The organism is Psychrobacter fjordensis (genome assembly GCF_904845995.1).
GTDB classification, from domain to species: Bacteria; Pseudomonadota; Gammaproteobacteria; order Pseudomonadales; family Moraxellaceae; genus Psychrobacter; species Psychrobacter fjordensis.
Map to the genome: position 1 here is coordinate 152,318 of NZ_CAJGYP010000001.1, position 14,937 is coordinate 167,254.

General features: G+C 43.1%; 13 protein-coding genes. 3 read left to right on the forward strand and 10 right to left on the reverse strand.

What is annotated here, in order from left to right:
• Positions 1-39: 39 nt before the first annotated feature.
• From ispG to JMW61_RS00625, 7 genes are all read right to left on the reverse strand, one after another.
• Positions 40-1,155: a flavodoxin-dependent (E)-4-hydroxy-3-methylbut-2-enyl-diphosphate synthase gene (gene ispG, locus JMW61_RS00595; RefSeq protein WP_201548504.1), complete on the reverse strand. Its 1,116-nt coding sequence runs from the start codon at positions 1,153-1,155 to the stop codon at positions 40-42.
• Positions 1,156-1,252: 97 nt separating this feature from the next.
• Positions 1,253-2,068: a helix-turn-helix domain-containing protein gene (locus JMW61_RS00600; protein WP_201548506.1), complete on the reverse strand. Its 816-nt coding sequence runs from the start codon at positions 2,066-2,068 to the stop codon at positions 1,253-1,255.
• On the reverse strand, positions 2,065-3,000 hold the full coding sequence (gene pilW / locus JMW61_RS00605; RefSeq protein WP_227687327.1) for a type IV pilus biogenesis/stability protein PilW: 936 nt from the start codon (positions 2,998-3,000) through the stop codon (positions 2,065-2,067). Before pilW ends, JMW61_RS00600 begins: the two co-directional genes overlap by 4 nt.
• Before the next feature lie 376 nt (positions 3,001-3,376).
• The gene (rlmN, locus tag JMW61_RS00610; RefSeq protein ID WP_406947817.1) at positions 3,377-4,609 is read right to left on the reverse strand and encodes a 23S rRNA (adenine(2503)-C(2))-methyltransferase RlmN; all 1,233 of its coding nucleotides are present in this window, start codon (positions 4,607-4,609) and stop codon (positions 3,377-3,379) included.
• Between the two features lie 518 nt (positions 4,610-5,127).
• On the reverse strand, positions 5,128-5,559 hold the full coding sequence (ndk, locus tag JMW61_RS00615) for a nucleoside-diphosphate kinase (RefSeq protein ID WP_201548513.1): 432 nt from the start codon (positions 5,557-5,559) through the stop codon (positions 5,128-5,130).
• 342 nt (positions 5,560-5,901) lie between these two features.
• Positions 5,902-7,191 carry an adenylosuccinate synthase gene (locus tag JMW61_RS00620; RefSeq protein ID WP_201548515.1) on the reverse strand — a complete coding sequence of 430 codons (1,290 nt, stop codon included), beginning with the start codon at positions 7,189-7,191 and terminating at the stop codon, positions 5,902-5,904.
• A gap of 238 nt (positions 7,192-7,429) precedes the next feature.
• The gene (locus JMW61_RS00625) at positions 7,430-8,731 is read right to left on the reverse strand and encodes an ATP phosphoribosyltransferase regulatory subunit (RefSeq protein ID WP_201548517.1); all 1,302 of its coding nucleotides are present in this window, start codon (positions 8,729-8,731) and stop codon (positions 7,430-7,432) included.
• A 480-nt stretch (positions 8,732-9,211) separates the two neighbouring features.
• Between JMW61_RS00625 and JMW61_RS00630 the strand changes: the two genes are divergently transcribed.
• From JMW61_RS00630 to JMW61_RS00640, 3 genes are all read left to right on the forward strand, one after another.
• Positions 9,212-9,601 carry a DUF2237 family protein gene (locus tag JMW61_RS00630; RefSeq protein ID WP_197100680.1) on the forward strand — a complete coding sequence of 130 codons (390 nt, stop codon included), beginning with the start codon at positions 9,212-9,214 and terminating at the stop codon, positions 9,599-9,601.
• 173 nt (positions 9,602-9,774) lie between these two features.
• The gene (corA, locus tag JMW61_RS00635; RefSeq protein ID WP_201548519.1) at positions 9,775-10,989 is read left to right on the forward strand and encodes a magnesium/cobalt transporter CorA; all 1,215 of its coding nucleotides are present in this window, start codon (positions 9,775-9,777) and stop codon (positions 10,987-10,989) included.
• Between the two features lie 272 nt (positions 10,990-11,261).
• On the forward strand, positions 11,262-11,705 hold the full coding sequence (locus tag JMW61_RS00640) for a hypothetical protein (RefSeq protein ID WP_201548521.1): 444 nt from the start codon (positions 11,262-11,264) through the stop codon (positions 11,703-11,705).
• Between the two features lie 187 nt (positions 11,706-11,892).
• Here the strand turns inward: JMW61_RS00640 and JMW61_RS00645 are convergent, their stop codons facing one another.
• The 3 genes from JMW61_RS00645 to JMW61_RS00655 form a co-directional block, all read right to left on the reverse strand.
• Positions 11,893-12,411 (reverse strand): phosphate-starvation-inducible protein PsiE, encoded by a 519-nt coding sequence (locus JMW61_RS00645; protein ID WP_110922311.1) that lies wholly within the window; start codon positions 12,409-12,411, stop codon positions 11,893-11,895.
• A gap of 108 nt (positions 12,412-12,519) precedes the next feature.
• Positions 12,520-13,398, reverse strand: a complete 879-nt coding sequence (folD, locus tag JMW61_RS00650; protein WP_201548523.1) for a bifunctional methylenetetrahydrofolate dehydrogenase/methenyltetrahydrofolate cyclohydrolase FolD — start codon at positions 13,396-13,398, stop codon at positions 12,520-12,522.
• A 306-nt stretch (positions 13,399-13,704) separates the two neighbouring features.
• Complete coding sequence (locus JMW61_RS00655; protein WP_201548525.1) at positions 13,705-14,904, reverse strand: DegT/DnrJ/EryC1/StrS family aminotransferase; 1,200 nt, start codon at positions 14,902-14,904, stop codon at positions 13,705-13,707.
• Positions 14,905-14,937 lie beyond the last annotated feature (33 nt).

A 14,937-nucleotide genomic window follows, 5' to 3' on the forward strand; every position in this document is an offset into this window, starting at 1 on the left:
AACAAGTATATCTATAATTTTTTTACTAACAGTGGCGTGTTATTTTACTCGAATGATCTCATTCTCACGTTTTTTGGCCAAATCTTCGGCGTGAGCGCGTACCATACTTTCTATTTCATCAACCAAGTTATTGGTATCAATAAGATGGCTTTTTTCACCCATACGATAGACTAGTGACTTACGTGCAGCGCCAACGATACCTATATCAGATTCCTTCGCCTCACCTGGGCCATTCACTTTACAGCCAATCACTGACAAATTCATCGGTTCGCGGACATCTTCTAAGCGTGACTCTAATGCAGTCATCACTCTAATCACGTCAAACTCTTGGCGTGAGCAACTTGGACAAGCGATAAAGTTGACACCATTAGAACGAATACTTAACGATTTTAAAATATCAAAACCGATTTTAATTTCTTCTTCAGGCTCTGCTGCTAGAGAGATACGAATGGTGTCACCGATACCATCTAACAGTAAACCACCTAACGCAATTGCAGACTTCACGGCACCAGTACGATAGACGCCAGCTTCGGTCACGCCCAAATGTAATGGATTGTCGATCTGAGCCGATATAAGACGATAAGCATCCAATGTCAAAAACACATTACTGGCTTTGACCGATACTTTATATTGATCAAAATTGAGACGCTCTAATATATCAATATGACGCATCGCAGATTCGAGCATCGCAGCGCCAGTGGGCTCAGTATATTTACGCTGAATATCTTTTTCTAAAGAGCCAGCATTCACACCAATGCGAATAGGAATATTATAATGTTTGGCACAAGCGACGACTTCACGTACTTTGGCATCGCTGCCGATATTACCTGGGTTGATACGTAGACAGTCCGCGCCTGCTTCGGCCACTGCCAATGCAATCTTATGATCAAAATGCACGTCGGCAATCAATGGGACACTGACCAATTTACGAATTTCACCAAACGCTTTGACGGTATCCATCGTGGGCGTTGAGACACGCATCAAGTCAGCGCCTGCTTCAACACAGCGTTCGATCTGCGCGACCGTCGCTGCCACATCACAAGTATCAGTGTTTGTCATACTTTGCACACTGATCGGCGCATCACCACCAATCGCGACATCACCGACATATATTTTTTTGGTAAGGCGACGGTTAATAGGCGCTGACGTTGACATAGACAAACCCTTTCATTAGAGCAAAAAAATATAGAAGACACATGTTTATAATAACTATGAACAGCTATTGGCTTTAAACAGCTGTTAGTTTTGACAATTAAGGTGCTAGCTCAAAACTGGCTTGCTTATCAGTTGCTGCATAAGTATCCAATGCAACTGCTTCTTGGTTTAGCATTAAGCTAACATTATCGACGTCATCGATTTTCACACTAAATGGCGGCGTGCCTGACAATTGATAATCACCTGATGTTTGCGAACCATCTATTAAAGTGCTACCAGAGGCATCAATGATACTTATGACCGCTGTGTCAGTCAGTTTGACTGCTAACGCAGCCGGACCTACTTCAGCGCCACCTAAGTTTAATGCAGAGCCAGACGCACCAACGCCAGTCGAGCTATCAATCGCAGCACCTTGGGCTTGTTCTATCTCAGATACGTCGTCTACTGTAGGTACTGGTTCTGCATTGTTTTCTTTGCTGGCGTTGCTTACCATACGGAATAAGAAAATTGCCAAAACAATAACACCAATGACCGCCAAAATCAGTAATGGGTTAAAGCGAATACGGTTGCGAGTATCGCGCTGCAGCGTACCCATTGGACGCAATGGTGTATTGGTATTATTAACTGATTTAGCTTTAAGCTCACTGGGATAAGCCGCATCAAAACTGCTAGCGACTTTGGTTGCATCCAATCCCAAAAATTTGGCATAGTTTATTGCAAAACCACGAGCAAACGTTGCTTGTGGTAAATCAGCAAAATTCTCATTTTCTAGCGCTTGTAAATGACGCTTTAAAATAAATAACTCGGCGGCCGCCTCTTCTAAACTGACTTGCTTAGATTTTCGGGCTTGCTGCAACATGGCACCAAATGATCCCTGAGCGTTAGATTGAGTGTTTAATGATGGGGTGGTCATTTCCATGGTGCCTCTGGATTGTTAAGCCAAGTCTTAAGTTTTTTTGCTTCATCACTTAATGGATAAGCGGATAAAAGTTGCTGTGCTAATCTTTGACGTGTCGGTATATTGTTTTGCGCAGCAGCAAGTTTGATACCTTGTAATAGTACGCGCGGGCTAACACCCTGTCTTTGTACTATCACCAATGTTTCATCATAAAGCCTTTGAGCCTGTGGAACACGCTGTTGCTCAAGCAGCAAATCTACCAATTCGATATGGGCAATAATACTATTACGATTGCCATCAAGCGCACGTAAAAATGCTTTGGAAGCCGCACTGCGATCGCCGAGCTGTAAATAAGTACGTCCTAAGTTCTCTAACGCACCAATACGCCCTTCGTAACCCAATGCTGAACCTGCAATCTGAAACTGCTCAGCCGCTTCACTATAACGCTTCATCTGTGACAGATATACGCCGTAGTTATTATTTGCTTGCTCAAAATCTTTATCGAGTGAGATCGCTTTTTTGAAATACTCATCAGCTTTTTCGAGATTGCGCGGACTGCCCTCTTGCTGCAGCAAAACGCCCATCATATCATAGGCTGGCGCGTAACGGCTATCAGCAATAAAGGCTTTTTCGAGTTGGCGTTGGGCAGTATCGAGGTCTTTTTCGCGAATGTATTGTGCAGCAAGTGAGGTGCGCACACGAGCGACTTCTTGTTGATCCGATTTGCGGTTATCACTGGACCGTGTGGATGTCTGATAAGCCGTATTGTTAATCAACTCATTGGTCGATGTGCTTTGGCAACCAGTCAGCATAACCCCCGCAAACGCCGTTGCCAGCATCATATGCTTCGACATCGTCATCTGGGAAGTTGCTGTCATCAACTGCTTACCATCTTTAGAAAATAATGTTTGATATTTGAACTGACAAGAATTTTTAGAAGTCATCATAGCCGCCATCATAAAACTGTGATTCAATGCGTTCGATCAAAGAAACATCAGTTTAATAGATTTAACCCCCATAAGTACAATTTAGTTGTGATTAATTGCTGTACTCATCGATACTGATTGTTATTGCTACATTTTTATTACCATTGCGACAGATAAAAGACAGCTTATCTTCTAGGGTGTGACATCAATTAGATTGTGAGGCTTAAAATGAGAAAAATGGTAGATAAACAAGGAAGAAATTGCCGTTAATATGAACAGATTGACAAAGTTTCTAACGATATTTAGCAAAATTTAGCCATTTTAAGGCCACTAAATGTATTAATTGATGACACGCCCTAAGACCGTTAAATACTAAACTTATGCGTTTAAGACCCTACTAAACGTTTTCACGGTCTTTGATACTTTGCTGCCATGCGGCTGAGCGTCTAGTACGATCCGCCACTTGCCCAACCAATTGGCCACAAGCAGCATCAATGTCATCACCACGGGTTTGACGAATGGTACAAACAAAACCTGCCTCGCTCAGTATATTGCTAAAGGCGTGAATGCGATTGTTGCTTGATTTATCATAATTTGCATGCGGGAACGGATTGAACGGAATCAAGTTAATTTTACTTGGTAACCCTTCTAGTAATGTCACCAACTGGTGAGCATGCTCGTTGCTGTCATTGACGCCATCAAGCATCACATACTCAATTGTGACGTGTTTTTTGTGACGTGGATTGACATCAAAAACATAGTTTTTTGCCGCAGCGATCAGCTCTTCTAGCGGATATTTCTTGTTAATTGGCACTAGCTCATTACGTAGCTCATCATTGGGTGCATGTAATGAAATAGCCAACGCCACATCGATATCTTGCGCGAGCTGATACATTTTTGGCACGACGCCCGAAGTCGATAATGTGACGCGACGCTTTGACAACCCATAAGCATGATCGCTGAGCATCAGCTCCATTGAGCCAACCACTGGTTTATAATTCAATAGCGGTTCGCCCATGCCCATCATCACGACGTTGGTGACATTATTTTCCCATAGGCTATGATCGACGTTTTCTAAGCTGTCATTTTCGTCAGTCATATATGAGGCATTGGCCACCCACAACTGACCGATAATCTCAGCCGCAGTTAAGTCACGCTCAAACCCTTGCTTGCCAGTACTACAAAAACTACAGTCCAGCGCACAGCCCACTTGCGAAGACACACATAATGTCTTACGGCCATTCAATTTGCTGTCATCTGCAGGAATAAGAACGGTCTCAACCAATGAGCCGCCCGTGACTTCAAATACCCATTTACGCGTGCCATCATCACTATATTGACGATGAATCACTTTTGGCGGAATAACACAAGCGTTGAGTGACAATTTATCACGCAATGATTTACTCAGATTGGTCATTTGCTCAAAATCTGTCACACCCTGCTGATATATCCATCTAACCACCTGCGTTGAGCGAAAAGGCTTTTCACCAATGCTCTTAAAATACTCCGCAAGTTGGGCTTGGGTCATTCCTAGCAAATTGGTTTTTGCCTGAGCTTCATCTACTATTTTGATGCTGTCAGTGCGCTTGGCAGGAATGTGCTGAGTGGGTGCTTGAATGGTGGACATAATAGATAACCTTTTTGCATAAACTTAAATAAGCGGTGCAATTGTTTATATGGATGTTGTCATACATACATAATATATGAGTGCATGAGCAATCCGTTATGAGCGCGGTTTTTCAAAGTGACAAAAATATGCTGATAAGGGATTGATAACGCTACGTAAAATTAATAATGAGGCAAGCCATTAAAAATTTCAATGAATAATATGGTCACAGAGCTCTAAAGCGGATACAAGGCAGCCGACTGCAGATTGTACAAGTCGTACATCTAAGGAGGGTAACGCCGTAGCAGTTTAATAATTCTTTGACTATAGAATTATTATAATAGCTAAAACGGCTTATACCCATAAGATATAAGCCGTCTCGCGACACGACTGATTGACAGCTAATTTACTACGTCAGTCGTATACAGTGAATCAAATATAAAACCAATACGAATAAGACGAGTGTAAATCGTAACTAGCTAATTATAGCAGTTACAGCAAACAAGTCTAATGCCGTCATCGTTTATAGTTGGTTTACTATATTAGCGCGTACGTGCACAAACGTCTTCTTCATTGAAGAAATAGCTGATTTCACGTGCTGCTGATTCAGCTGAATCTGAACCATGTACTGCGTTTTCGTCGATGCTGCTAGCGAAGTCTGCACGGATAGTGCCTTCAGCAGCGTCTTTTGGGTTGGTTGCACCCATGATTTCACGATGCTGAGCGATAGCGTTTTCGCCTTCTAATACTGATACCAATACTGGACCTGACATCATGAAAGATTTTAGGTCGTTGTAAAATGGACGTTCAGCGTGCTCAGCGTAGAAACCGCCTGCTTTTTCATCATCAAGTTGCATCATTTTAGCAGCAACAATTTTTAGACCAGCTTGCTCGAAGCGGCTGTAGATAGCACCGATGTGGTTGCCAGCAACTGCGTCAGGTTTGATGATAGATAAAGTACGTTCGTTAGCCATGAAAAGCTCCTAATAAATGATAAATTGGATAAAAGTAAAATGGTAAAGGCTTTGTTTTATCTTTGGCCACAATGTTGACTTGGGCAAACTTAACTAACTTATTGTTGGTCAAATCTAAAACCTGAGCGCCAACATAGGATTGCTGCCTATTATAATGATTAAGACCATAAATGATAGGGCTAATTTATGACCATACCTTGCATAAAAGTAAATTTATTATGTATTAATGGTTGATAATGCTATGAATTCTCACAAAAGCAAAAACCCCAGTGCTGAGCACTGGGGTTTTATCAATCAATCTAGCTATTATATAGTGAAACAAATATAAAGATGTTACTGCAATTATGCGTCGTATGGGTCACGCAATACGATAGTCTCTTCACGATCAGGACCAGTTGAGATGATATCAACTGGGCAACCAATCAATGCTTCGATACGTTTGATATATTTTTTGGCGTTCTCTGGTAGGTCATCATAGTTGGTTACACCAACGGTTGACTCATTCCAGCCTTGCATGGTTTCGTACTTAGGCGTGACTGACTCATAGAATTCAGCATCATGTGCGCCTGCACACTCAGTCTCAGGTAGGTTATAACCCACACCGATTAGCAACTCTTCAAGACCATCTAATACGTCAAGCTTAGTCAAGCAGATACCTGACATAGAGTTCAATACCACGGCACGGCGTAATGCTTCAGCATCGAACCAACCACAGCGACGCGCACGACCAGTGGTGGCACCAAACTCATGACCGACTTTGGCTAAATGCGCACCAACATCATCGAATAATTCAGTTGGGAACGGGCCACTACCAACACGCGTGGTGTAAGCTTTGGTGATACCAAGTACGTAGTCTAAATATAATGGACCGATACCCGTACCAGTAGACACGCCACCAGCGGTTACACTTGAGCTGGTCACAAACGGATAAGTACCATGATCGATATCAAGTAGCGTACCTTGAGCACCTTCGAACATTAGGTTTTCGCCCGCAAGACGCAATTGATTTAGGTCTTCAGTTACATCAGTAACCATACCCTTAATCTCTTCTTTCCACTCTTTGCAAAGCTTAAGCGTCTCATCAAAATCAATCGCTTCAACTTTATAATACTGAGTCAGTTGGAAGTTGTGATATTCGATTAGGTTACGTAGTTTTTCTTCTAAGTCTTCACGGAATAGATCAGCAAGCTTAATAGCACGGCGTGCAACTTTATCTTCATACGCAGGACCAATACCACGACCCGTTGTACCGATTTTACCGCTACCACGTTTGGCTTCACGTGCTTGGTCAAGTGCCACGTGATATGGCATGATTAGTGGGCAATTCGGTGAAATGCGTAGACGCTCACGTACAGGTACGTTGTTGTCTTCTAGCTCTTTCATTTCTTTTAGCAATGCGTCAGGGGCTAATACGACGCCGTTACCGATGAAGCAAGTAACGCCTTCACGCAAGATACCTGATGGGATTAAATGCAGGACGGTGGTTTTGCCATCGACAACTAACGTGTGACCAGCGTTATGGCCGCCTTGAAAGCGAGCGACTGCTGAGGCTTTTTCGGTTAGTAAATCAACGATTTTACCTTTACCTTCATCGCCCCATTGGCTACCCAAAACTACGACATTCTTACCCATGATCAATCCTTACCTTTATGTATTGAGGTGTGTGCAATAACGGTTTAAAACGGTGATATAGTCAATCCTATATAAAAGAGCGACAGCGTTAACCTCGCTTGAAGTATGACATATACCTCTGCACTCGGTTTCCTTGTCTCTCTTTCAAACTGAATCAACTATAACTTTCGTTATCTTGATTTTAAAAACGTTAAAAAATGGTCATACTATTAAAATTAATGCTTAAATACTTAAACGTTTAAATATTCTGTAACTGCCAATGATTATCGACAAAGCTCAAACGATGCGTCATGCCAACTGGGCAATCGGCTATATCTAATGGCATGGTGACGCGATAGCCTTGCTGGCGTAAACTCTCAACTTGCTGCAACAGCGTCTGCATTTGCTCTTGGCTTGCACTGCTCAATGCTTCATAGTCGACCAATACGATAATTGGCGCCTCAAGCTGAGTGTGCGCTAGCAAACGACTGACATCCATACTAAAGCCGGTGGCTTCACGTGGCTGATTGATTGCTAATTGATTGCCGCTTTGCATACCGTCGAAACGACCGCCACGTACCAGTGGCTGAGTCTCACTATTGATATAACCGTTGAATACGATACCAGTGTGATAATGATAGCCTGATAATTCCGTCACATCGATACTCACAGGGCACTGCCACTGCTCTTGCAGATGTGTTTTTAAACGTTGTAATTCATTGATAGCAGTTGCAACTTGCGTGTCTTGCTGCGCAGTCTCTGACAACCTCGCCAATAGATTGGTAATATCGTGGCCAAAGCGTGCCAATGCATAGAAATCATCACCCAATGGCAATGACTGACAGACACGCTTGAGCTCTGGCAAGTTTTTATTGGCATATAAATGCATCAGTTGCTCAGTGTCATGATCAGACAATTGAGCCAACTCTGCTAAGCGCTTGAATATGGCGACGTGACCCAAGTCTATATGTAGCGCAGCACTCATATTCAGTGTATTCACCATCGTGAATAACACATCTATCAGCTCAATATCCGCAGCAAGTGAGGCACAACCAAATATCTCAGCACCAAGCTGCAAAGGCGTACGTGAGCCAAACAGCCCTGATGGCAAAGTATGAATCACATCGCCTGCATAACAATAACGCGCAATACCCGTACCACCATGATGCGCATCAATACGCAAAATCTGTGGTGTGATATCCGCACGCAAGCCCATCAATCGGCCGGTCAACTGATCGATAATTTTAAAGGTTTGACGCTTTAAATCTTCTGAGGCACCACTTAGCAACGATTCAGTAAACTCAATCATTGGTGGGCTGACCAGCTGATAGCCATGAGAGATGAGCTGCTTGATCAATTGATGTCTAAGCACTTCTTGCTTATGCGCATCTTCAAACAGTACATCGACCACACCATCAGGCAGTAGCCAACTGTTGGCAACATCGCTAGAAAAATGACTTAGATACGGCGTAGATGCAGCAGCATCGTTGGCATGCTGAGTCGCTGCTTGATTGATAGTATTTGACGGGGCAGGTTTTGCAAAATCAGGACTGACAGACACAATAAATCCTTGTTTGGCGTATCGCTTACCAAAAACGCGGTACTGATGCGGTACTTAAAGGTTATATTTACAATTGCATTGACGTCACGCATTTTTATTTTTAACGCACAACATCATTGACCCAATTATTTATAAACAAACTAGGTAACCGCAAAAGGGTGAGTAATAAGTATTATTTAGAATGATAAGACGAGTATCTTTATGCGCTAATAAACGGCGATAAATAATCAAGGCGCTTTACGGTTTTAGTTTAGCATAGCAGTTAAGGTTCGCCTAGTGACAATTGGCCACAATCACCATCTAATTACGCCTTATCAACACTAAAGCCATGAAGATTATCTATACCTTACATAAGTAATAGTTCGATTCAGAAACGTCACAATCATTCTATACAATAAAGAGCATCTTGCGCAGAGTTTCAACAACGATCTCAGTATAGACTCATGGTACACTAACGCATACTTTTATCTCGGAAGCCTTATGTCATCTGATTATCACCCAAACCCAGCCATCAACCAAGCCAACGTTTTAGGTACAGCACTTGCCAGCTGCTGCTTCGACCCTATCACCGGCTACTATCGCAATGGCTTTTGTCATACTGGCAATCACGACGTCGGCCAGCATACTGTTTGCGTCAAGATGACCAGCGAGTTTTTAAACTTTTCTGCCAGTCGCGGCAATGACCTTATTACGCCGCTCCCTGAATATAATTTTGCGGGCCTCAAACCTGGTGACTACTGGTGTATCTGTGCCCTACGCTGGGTTGAAGCGCTAGACTTCGATATTGCACCGCAAATCAAACTCGAAGCGTGTCATGAGAGTTTATTGAGCTTAGTGGATATTGAGACGTTAAAGCGCTATGCCCTTTAGAGCGTGGCATAAGTTGTGACATGAGTTGCGGTATCGATATATTTTTTTATACCATTCACAAAAATTAGAGTCGCAAGGAAAACGAGTGCAAGTACTACGCATTGTAGACTAAACAAGTTTGACACAGCTAATCGTATTTTTTGGGATTGGTACTACTTATTAAAGGAGGGTGTATGGAAAAAAATAATGATCCGTTGATTCAAAAAACAGCACGTATTGCACCCGACTCCAATATCAGCCGTCTTTATGCCGATATGAATGACTCACATTTATATTTAGACAATAACGGCAGTTATATCTACGGCGATACTGACGCAACGAATGAAGACACTATCGAGACCATGACGGTCTACGATCCTGATTCTGAGCGCTATGAAGATATTGATTTGTCGAGTGAGGATGAGGTTGTCAATTGCTATGCTTACTCGCGTAAGACGGGCGAAAAACTTAATAAAGTTGCCCTGAACGATGTGAGTCGTGCTTTGAGTAACAACGGTCAGTTTGTCTGGCTGGGTTTATACGATCCTAGCCTAGAGACCATGGTCAAAGTCAAAGAAGCATTTGGTCTGCATGAACTGGCGATTGAAGATGCTTTCGCTGATCATCAGCGCGCCAAGGTCGAGAATTATGACAACGACATGGTTTTCGTCGTATTGCGTACGGCCAAGCTGGAAGACAAAGTTATTCGTTATGGTACGACAGCGATATTTATGGGCAAAAACTACCTAATCACTATTCGCAATGGCCCATCAAACTCCTACGCACCTGTCCGTGAGCATTGTAATCGTCGACCTGAAAAGCTGCGTATGGGACCAATATTTGTGCTGCATGCCATCCTCGATTTTATCGTTGATAACTATATGCCAGTCACCGATCGCTTGGGCCGATATCTACGCGAGCAAGAGCGCTACGTTTTCACCTCTGAGTTTGACAAGAGCACGCTAAAAAACCTTTATGAGCTGAAATCACAACTGGTACATATGCGTGCCATTATTTTGCCGGTACAAGACATCTGTAGCTTTTTTATCAATCATAAAAAAAGCGAGCTGGTCTCTGGCTTTTCTCAAGCGGCCAAGCCCTACTTTCGTGACGTTAATGATCATCTATTACACTCGTTAGATGCGATCAACGGGCTTAATGAAATGCTCAGCGTGGTCATGAACACTTATATGGCAATGGTCAATATGGGACAGAATGAGGTGGTGCGTAAGCTTGCAGCTTGGGCAGGTATCTTAGCTGTACCGACGGCCATCGCTGGTATCTATGGGATGAATTTTGACTTTATGCCTGAGCTACACTGGCAATATTCTTACCTTGTGATCATGCTCATTATTGGTTCGTTATGTGGCTATTTATTTTATAACTTCAAGAGACTCAAATGGTTATAGCACGCATTTACCAATAAAGTTATTAATGGTTTTTCAATAGTTAAATGAAAGGCAGTATCACTAATGATGCTGCTTTTTATTTAATTATTGATAATATTTCCTATTTGCAATATTATTATTAAGCTTGTCTCATGATTGATATAACCTCAATTTCAAAAATATGATGAGCCGCGTCAAACGTGCTATGCCTATTCAATGTAGTGATTGCGCCTCTACTCTTCGCTATGCTGATGTTTTGACATGATACTACTGTGAACTTATTAAGGTTTTTTATGCGCTTATCTCACCTTATTCGAACCATGACTTTCGTTGCCACTGCTTTGGTAGTTGCAGCTTGTAGCGATGATGGTTCTGACATGGCCATCGCTATCATTGATGGGACTCCACCTTTATTAACTACCGATAGTAACTTTACGGATGGCTATAGTACGACTGCAGACTTATTTGTCTCAGGACAAGTACAAGACAGTAATGGGGTTAAATCGCTAACTTATACACTCAACGAAGAGTCAGCACACACTGTAGAAGTGGATACTGAAGGTTATTTTAAGGATCGTATCTTGCTAGCCTCGGGTAGCAATACTATCCTTTTAGAAGCCATAGACAATGCCGGTAATATCATGCGCTCAACCAAAACGATTTATGTAGAAGATAATTATTTAGAAAGTGCTATCGCCGAAAATGGCTTGCAAGGTACTGCCTTATATAATGGTTAGTTGTATAATATCGCTTAGGAAGAGGATAGCGGTTAGGAGCATGATTAGAAGATTGATAACCATGCCTAAGTTATCACTCTCAAAAGATATCTAAATTGTTAAAATTGGAATATAAAATTTGAGCAACCAATAAAAAAGGGCTACCCGTTGGTAGCCCTTTTTTGTGTCACATCAGCTAGTCAAAATGTCACTCGCGGCGATGTTTCGTATGACTATCCGGTACTTTCGCGTCATCAGGTAGCAGTGCTTTGACCGTTAGGTTTGCATGCTGCTGATCGAGATTGTCTTCGGGACGACCAAATGTCCTCGCCGTCCATGTCAGCACGACGATAGAAGCACTTAATACCATAATAGCCACAGAAATCGTCGCCAACAGCCATAAATGGAAGTAATCTGAGACGGCCTGCACATCAACCACCAAGTGACGTGATAAGGCAGTTATCGCAATAAATATCAAAAACTGTACAGGCAGACGATGGGTTTTAAAATAAATACCTATCATGGCCAGTAGCTCAAGATAAATAAATAGCATCAAGATGTCTTTTAGATCTGCTGAGCCTTTTTGGACAATGCCAACGAACTCTTTGCCTGCGGTCCAAACGACCACCACACTGATTAGAAATAAGATAACGTAATGACAGATATCGACAAACTCTCTACCGATACTCTGTAGTCGCTCATGAATACCTACGTTTTTTTTAGCCATGTTTAGGTCCTATCAACTGAAATGTGGTTGATTTAGCCTGAGTTATTATTGCCTCAGGCCCCTTATATGTCGGCAATCAGTATTCCCATCACACTCTTTTTAATCGAACTATAAACCTGCCGACTTTTCAGCGGCATCAACGGTCTGACGAATCAAGGTATTGATGGTCATTGGACCCACACCACCAGGTACTGGCGTATAAGCACTGGCGATGTTCTCTACACCTGCTAGCTCGATATCACCCACGCCGCCATTATCAGTAGGATGGAACCCTGCATCGATGACGACCGCGCCCGCTTTGATCCACTCTGCTTTGATCAATTCTGGCACACCTACAGCGCCAACCACGATATCAGCACGCTTAATATGCGACGCTAAATCCTGAGTTCTAGAATGGCAAATGGTCACGGTACAGTTAGCGTTCAATAGCATCATCGCCATTGGTTTACCCAAGATAGCACTACGACCGACGACCACTGCTTCTTTGCCTGAAAGCTCAATATTGTGATGCTCTAACAAATGCATGATGCCCTGCGGCGTACATGAACCGTATGCTGATTGCTGCATAGCCATGCGACCAAAGCCTAGACAGGTCACGCCATCGACATCTTTTGCCAAATCGATCTGCTCAAAACACGCACGTTCATCGATATGTGCAGGGACAGGATGCTGTAGCAAAATACCATGTACGTCTGGATTGCTATTCAGCTCGTCTATCTTTGCCATGAGCTGCTCAGTAGTGGTGACACTTGGCATCTCAACCCGTATAGAGTCCATACCCACACGCTTACAGGCATTGCCTTTCATGCGTACATAAGTCGCAGACGCTGGGTCATCGCCAACTAATATGGTCGCTAAGCTTGGGGTACGTCCCGTCTTATTCTTGATAGCATCTACGCGCGCGCGTAGTTGTTGTTCTATTTGTTTGGCAAGTGCTTTGCCGTCCAAAATGGTGGCAGACTCTTGGGTAGTAGACGCAATAGACATAAGAACTCCAATAGAAGGTACGATAAAAAAATAAAGACAGCGCCGCAATTGCTTGCATGCCTGTCTTATCCTTAATCAAGGTGTGGTTGATAGTGATATTGTACCTGCCTGCGTCCAAAAATCCTAGCATGGCATAAGGTTAGATACTCATAAACTGCTATAAAGACTCTATTAAGCGGTATCACATTATTACTAATAAACCTCTAATGACTTTCAATTAACATCTAAATGGACATTTCAATAAACCATAAAGCTGATATCAGACTGGCATTTCCGTACGGAATATCAATGCGTATCAGCAACGCTTCATTTAGCTATTGAACCGAACACTCTATCGATAGCTTGAACGGTTCGCTCTATCTCTGCGGTGGTCAGTGTAGGATGAACCAAAAACATTAGGCTGGTCTCACCCAACTGTTTTGCGACTGGCAATCTAGTCTCTGGGCGTAACCCTGTATCATCAAACGCTTTTTCCAAATACACCTCTGAAGCAGATCCAGAAAAACAAGGTACGCCTTGCTCATTTATCATTTGAATAATACGATCTCTGGACCAATCATTAGGTAGATTGTCCGGTTGCACATATACATACAGTTTATAGTACGCATGTGTAGAACCTGAAAACTGAGCAGACGCCTCTAGCCTTGGCACCGACAGATAGCCTTGTGCTTCCCAATCAGCACACGCATCTAGTATCGCTTGTGCATTGGCAGTACGCTTGGCAGTCCAGTCACTCATCCTCTCCAATTGAATCCGCCCTATGACGCCTTGCATCTCCGTCATGCGCCAATTGGTGCCAAAGCTCTCATGCAGCCAATTATAACCAGCTGCATGCTCAGTCTCATAGACCGCCGCATAACTCTTACCATGGTCTTTATACGCCCACATTTTGCGCCACAGATGCTCATCATTGGTAGTAACCATGCCGCCTTCACCGCCCGTGGTCATGATCTTATCTTGACAGAAGCTCCACGCACCAATATGACCGATACTCCCAACACTACGGCCTTTATACTGTGCGCCATGAGCTTGTGCACAATCCTCAATGACATACAAACCATACTCATCTGCGAGTGCCATGATGTTGTCCATATCACATGGCCAGCCAGCCAAGTGTACACAGACGACACCTTTGGTTTTATCAGTCAACACAGCAGCGATGGTGTCGGCTGTGATATTACCTGTCGCATCATCAACCTCTGCAAAAATAGGCGTCGCACCGACATTGACTATCGATGAAATACTGGCAATAAAGGTACGCGGCGTAACGACCACTTCATCACCTGCTCCTATTCCAAGCGCTTGCAAGGCCACATCTAAGGCCAAAGTACCATTACCCATCGCAATCGCGTACTTGCTACCTGACCAATCAGCGAACTCCTGCTCAAACTGACGACATTCTTGCCCTGTCCAATAATTAACTTTATTGGATAGCAATACTTGACTCACGGCATCGGCTTCTTGTTGCGTAAAACTTGGCCAAGGTGAAAAAGGGGTATTTAGCATATGTTCCTCTATGGTACTTATGTCTAATGGTTT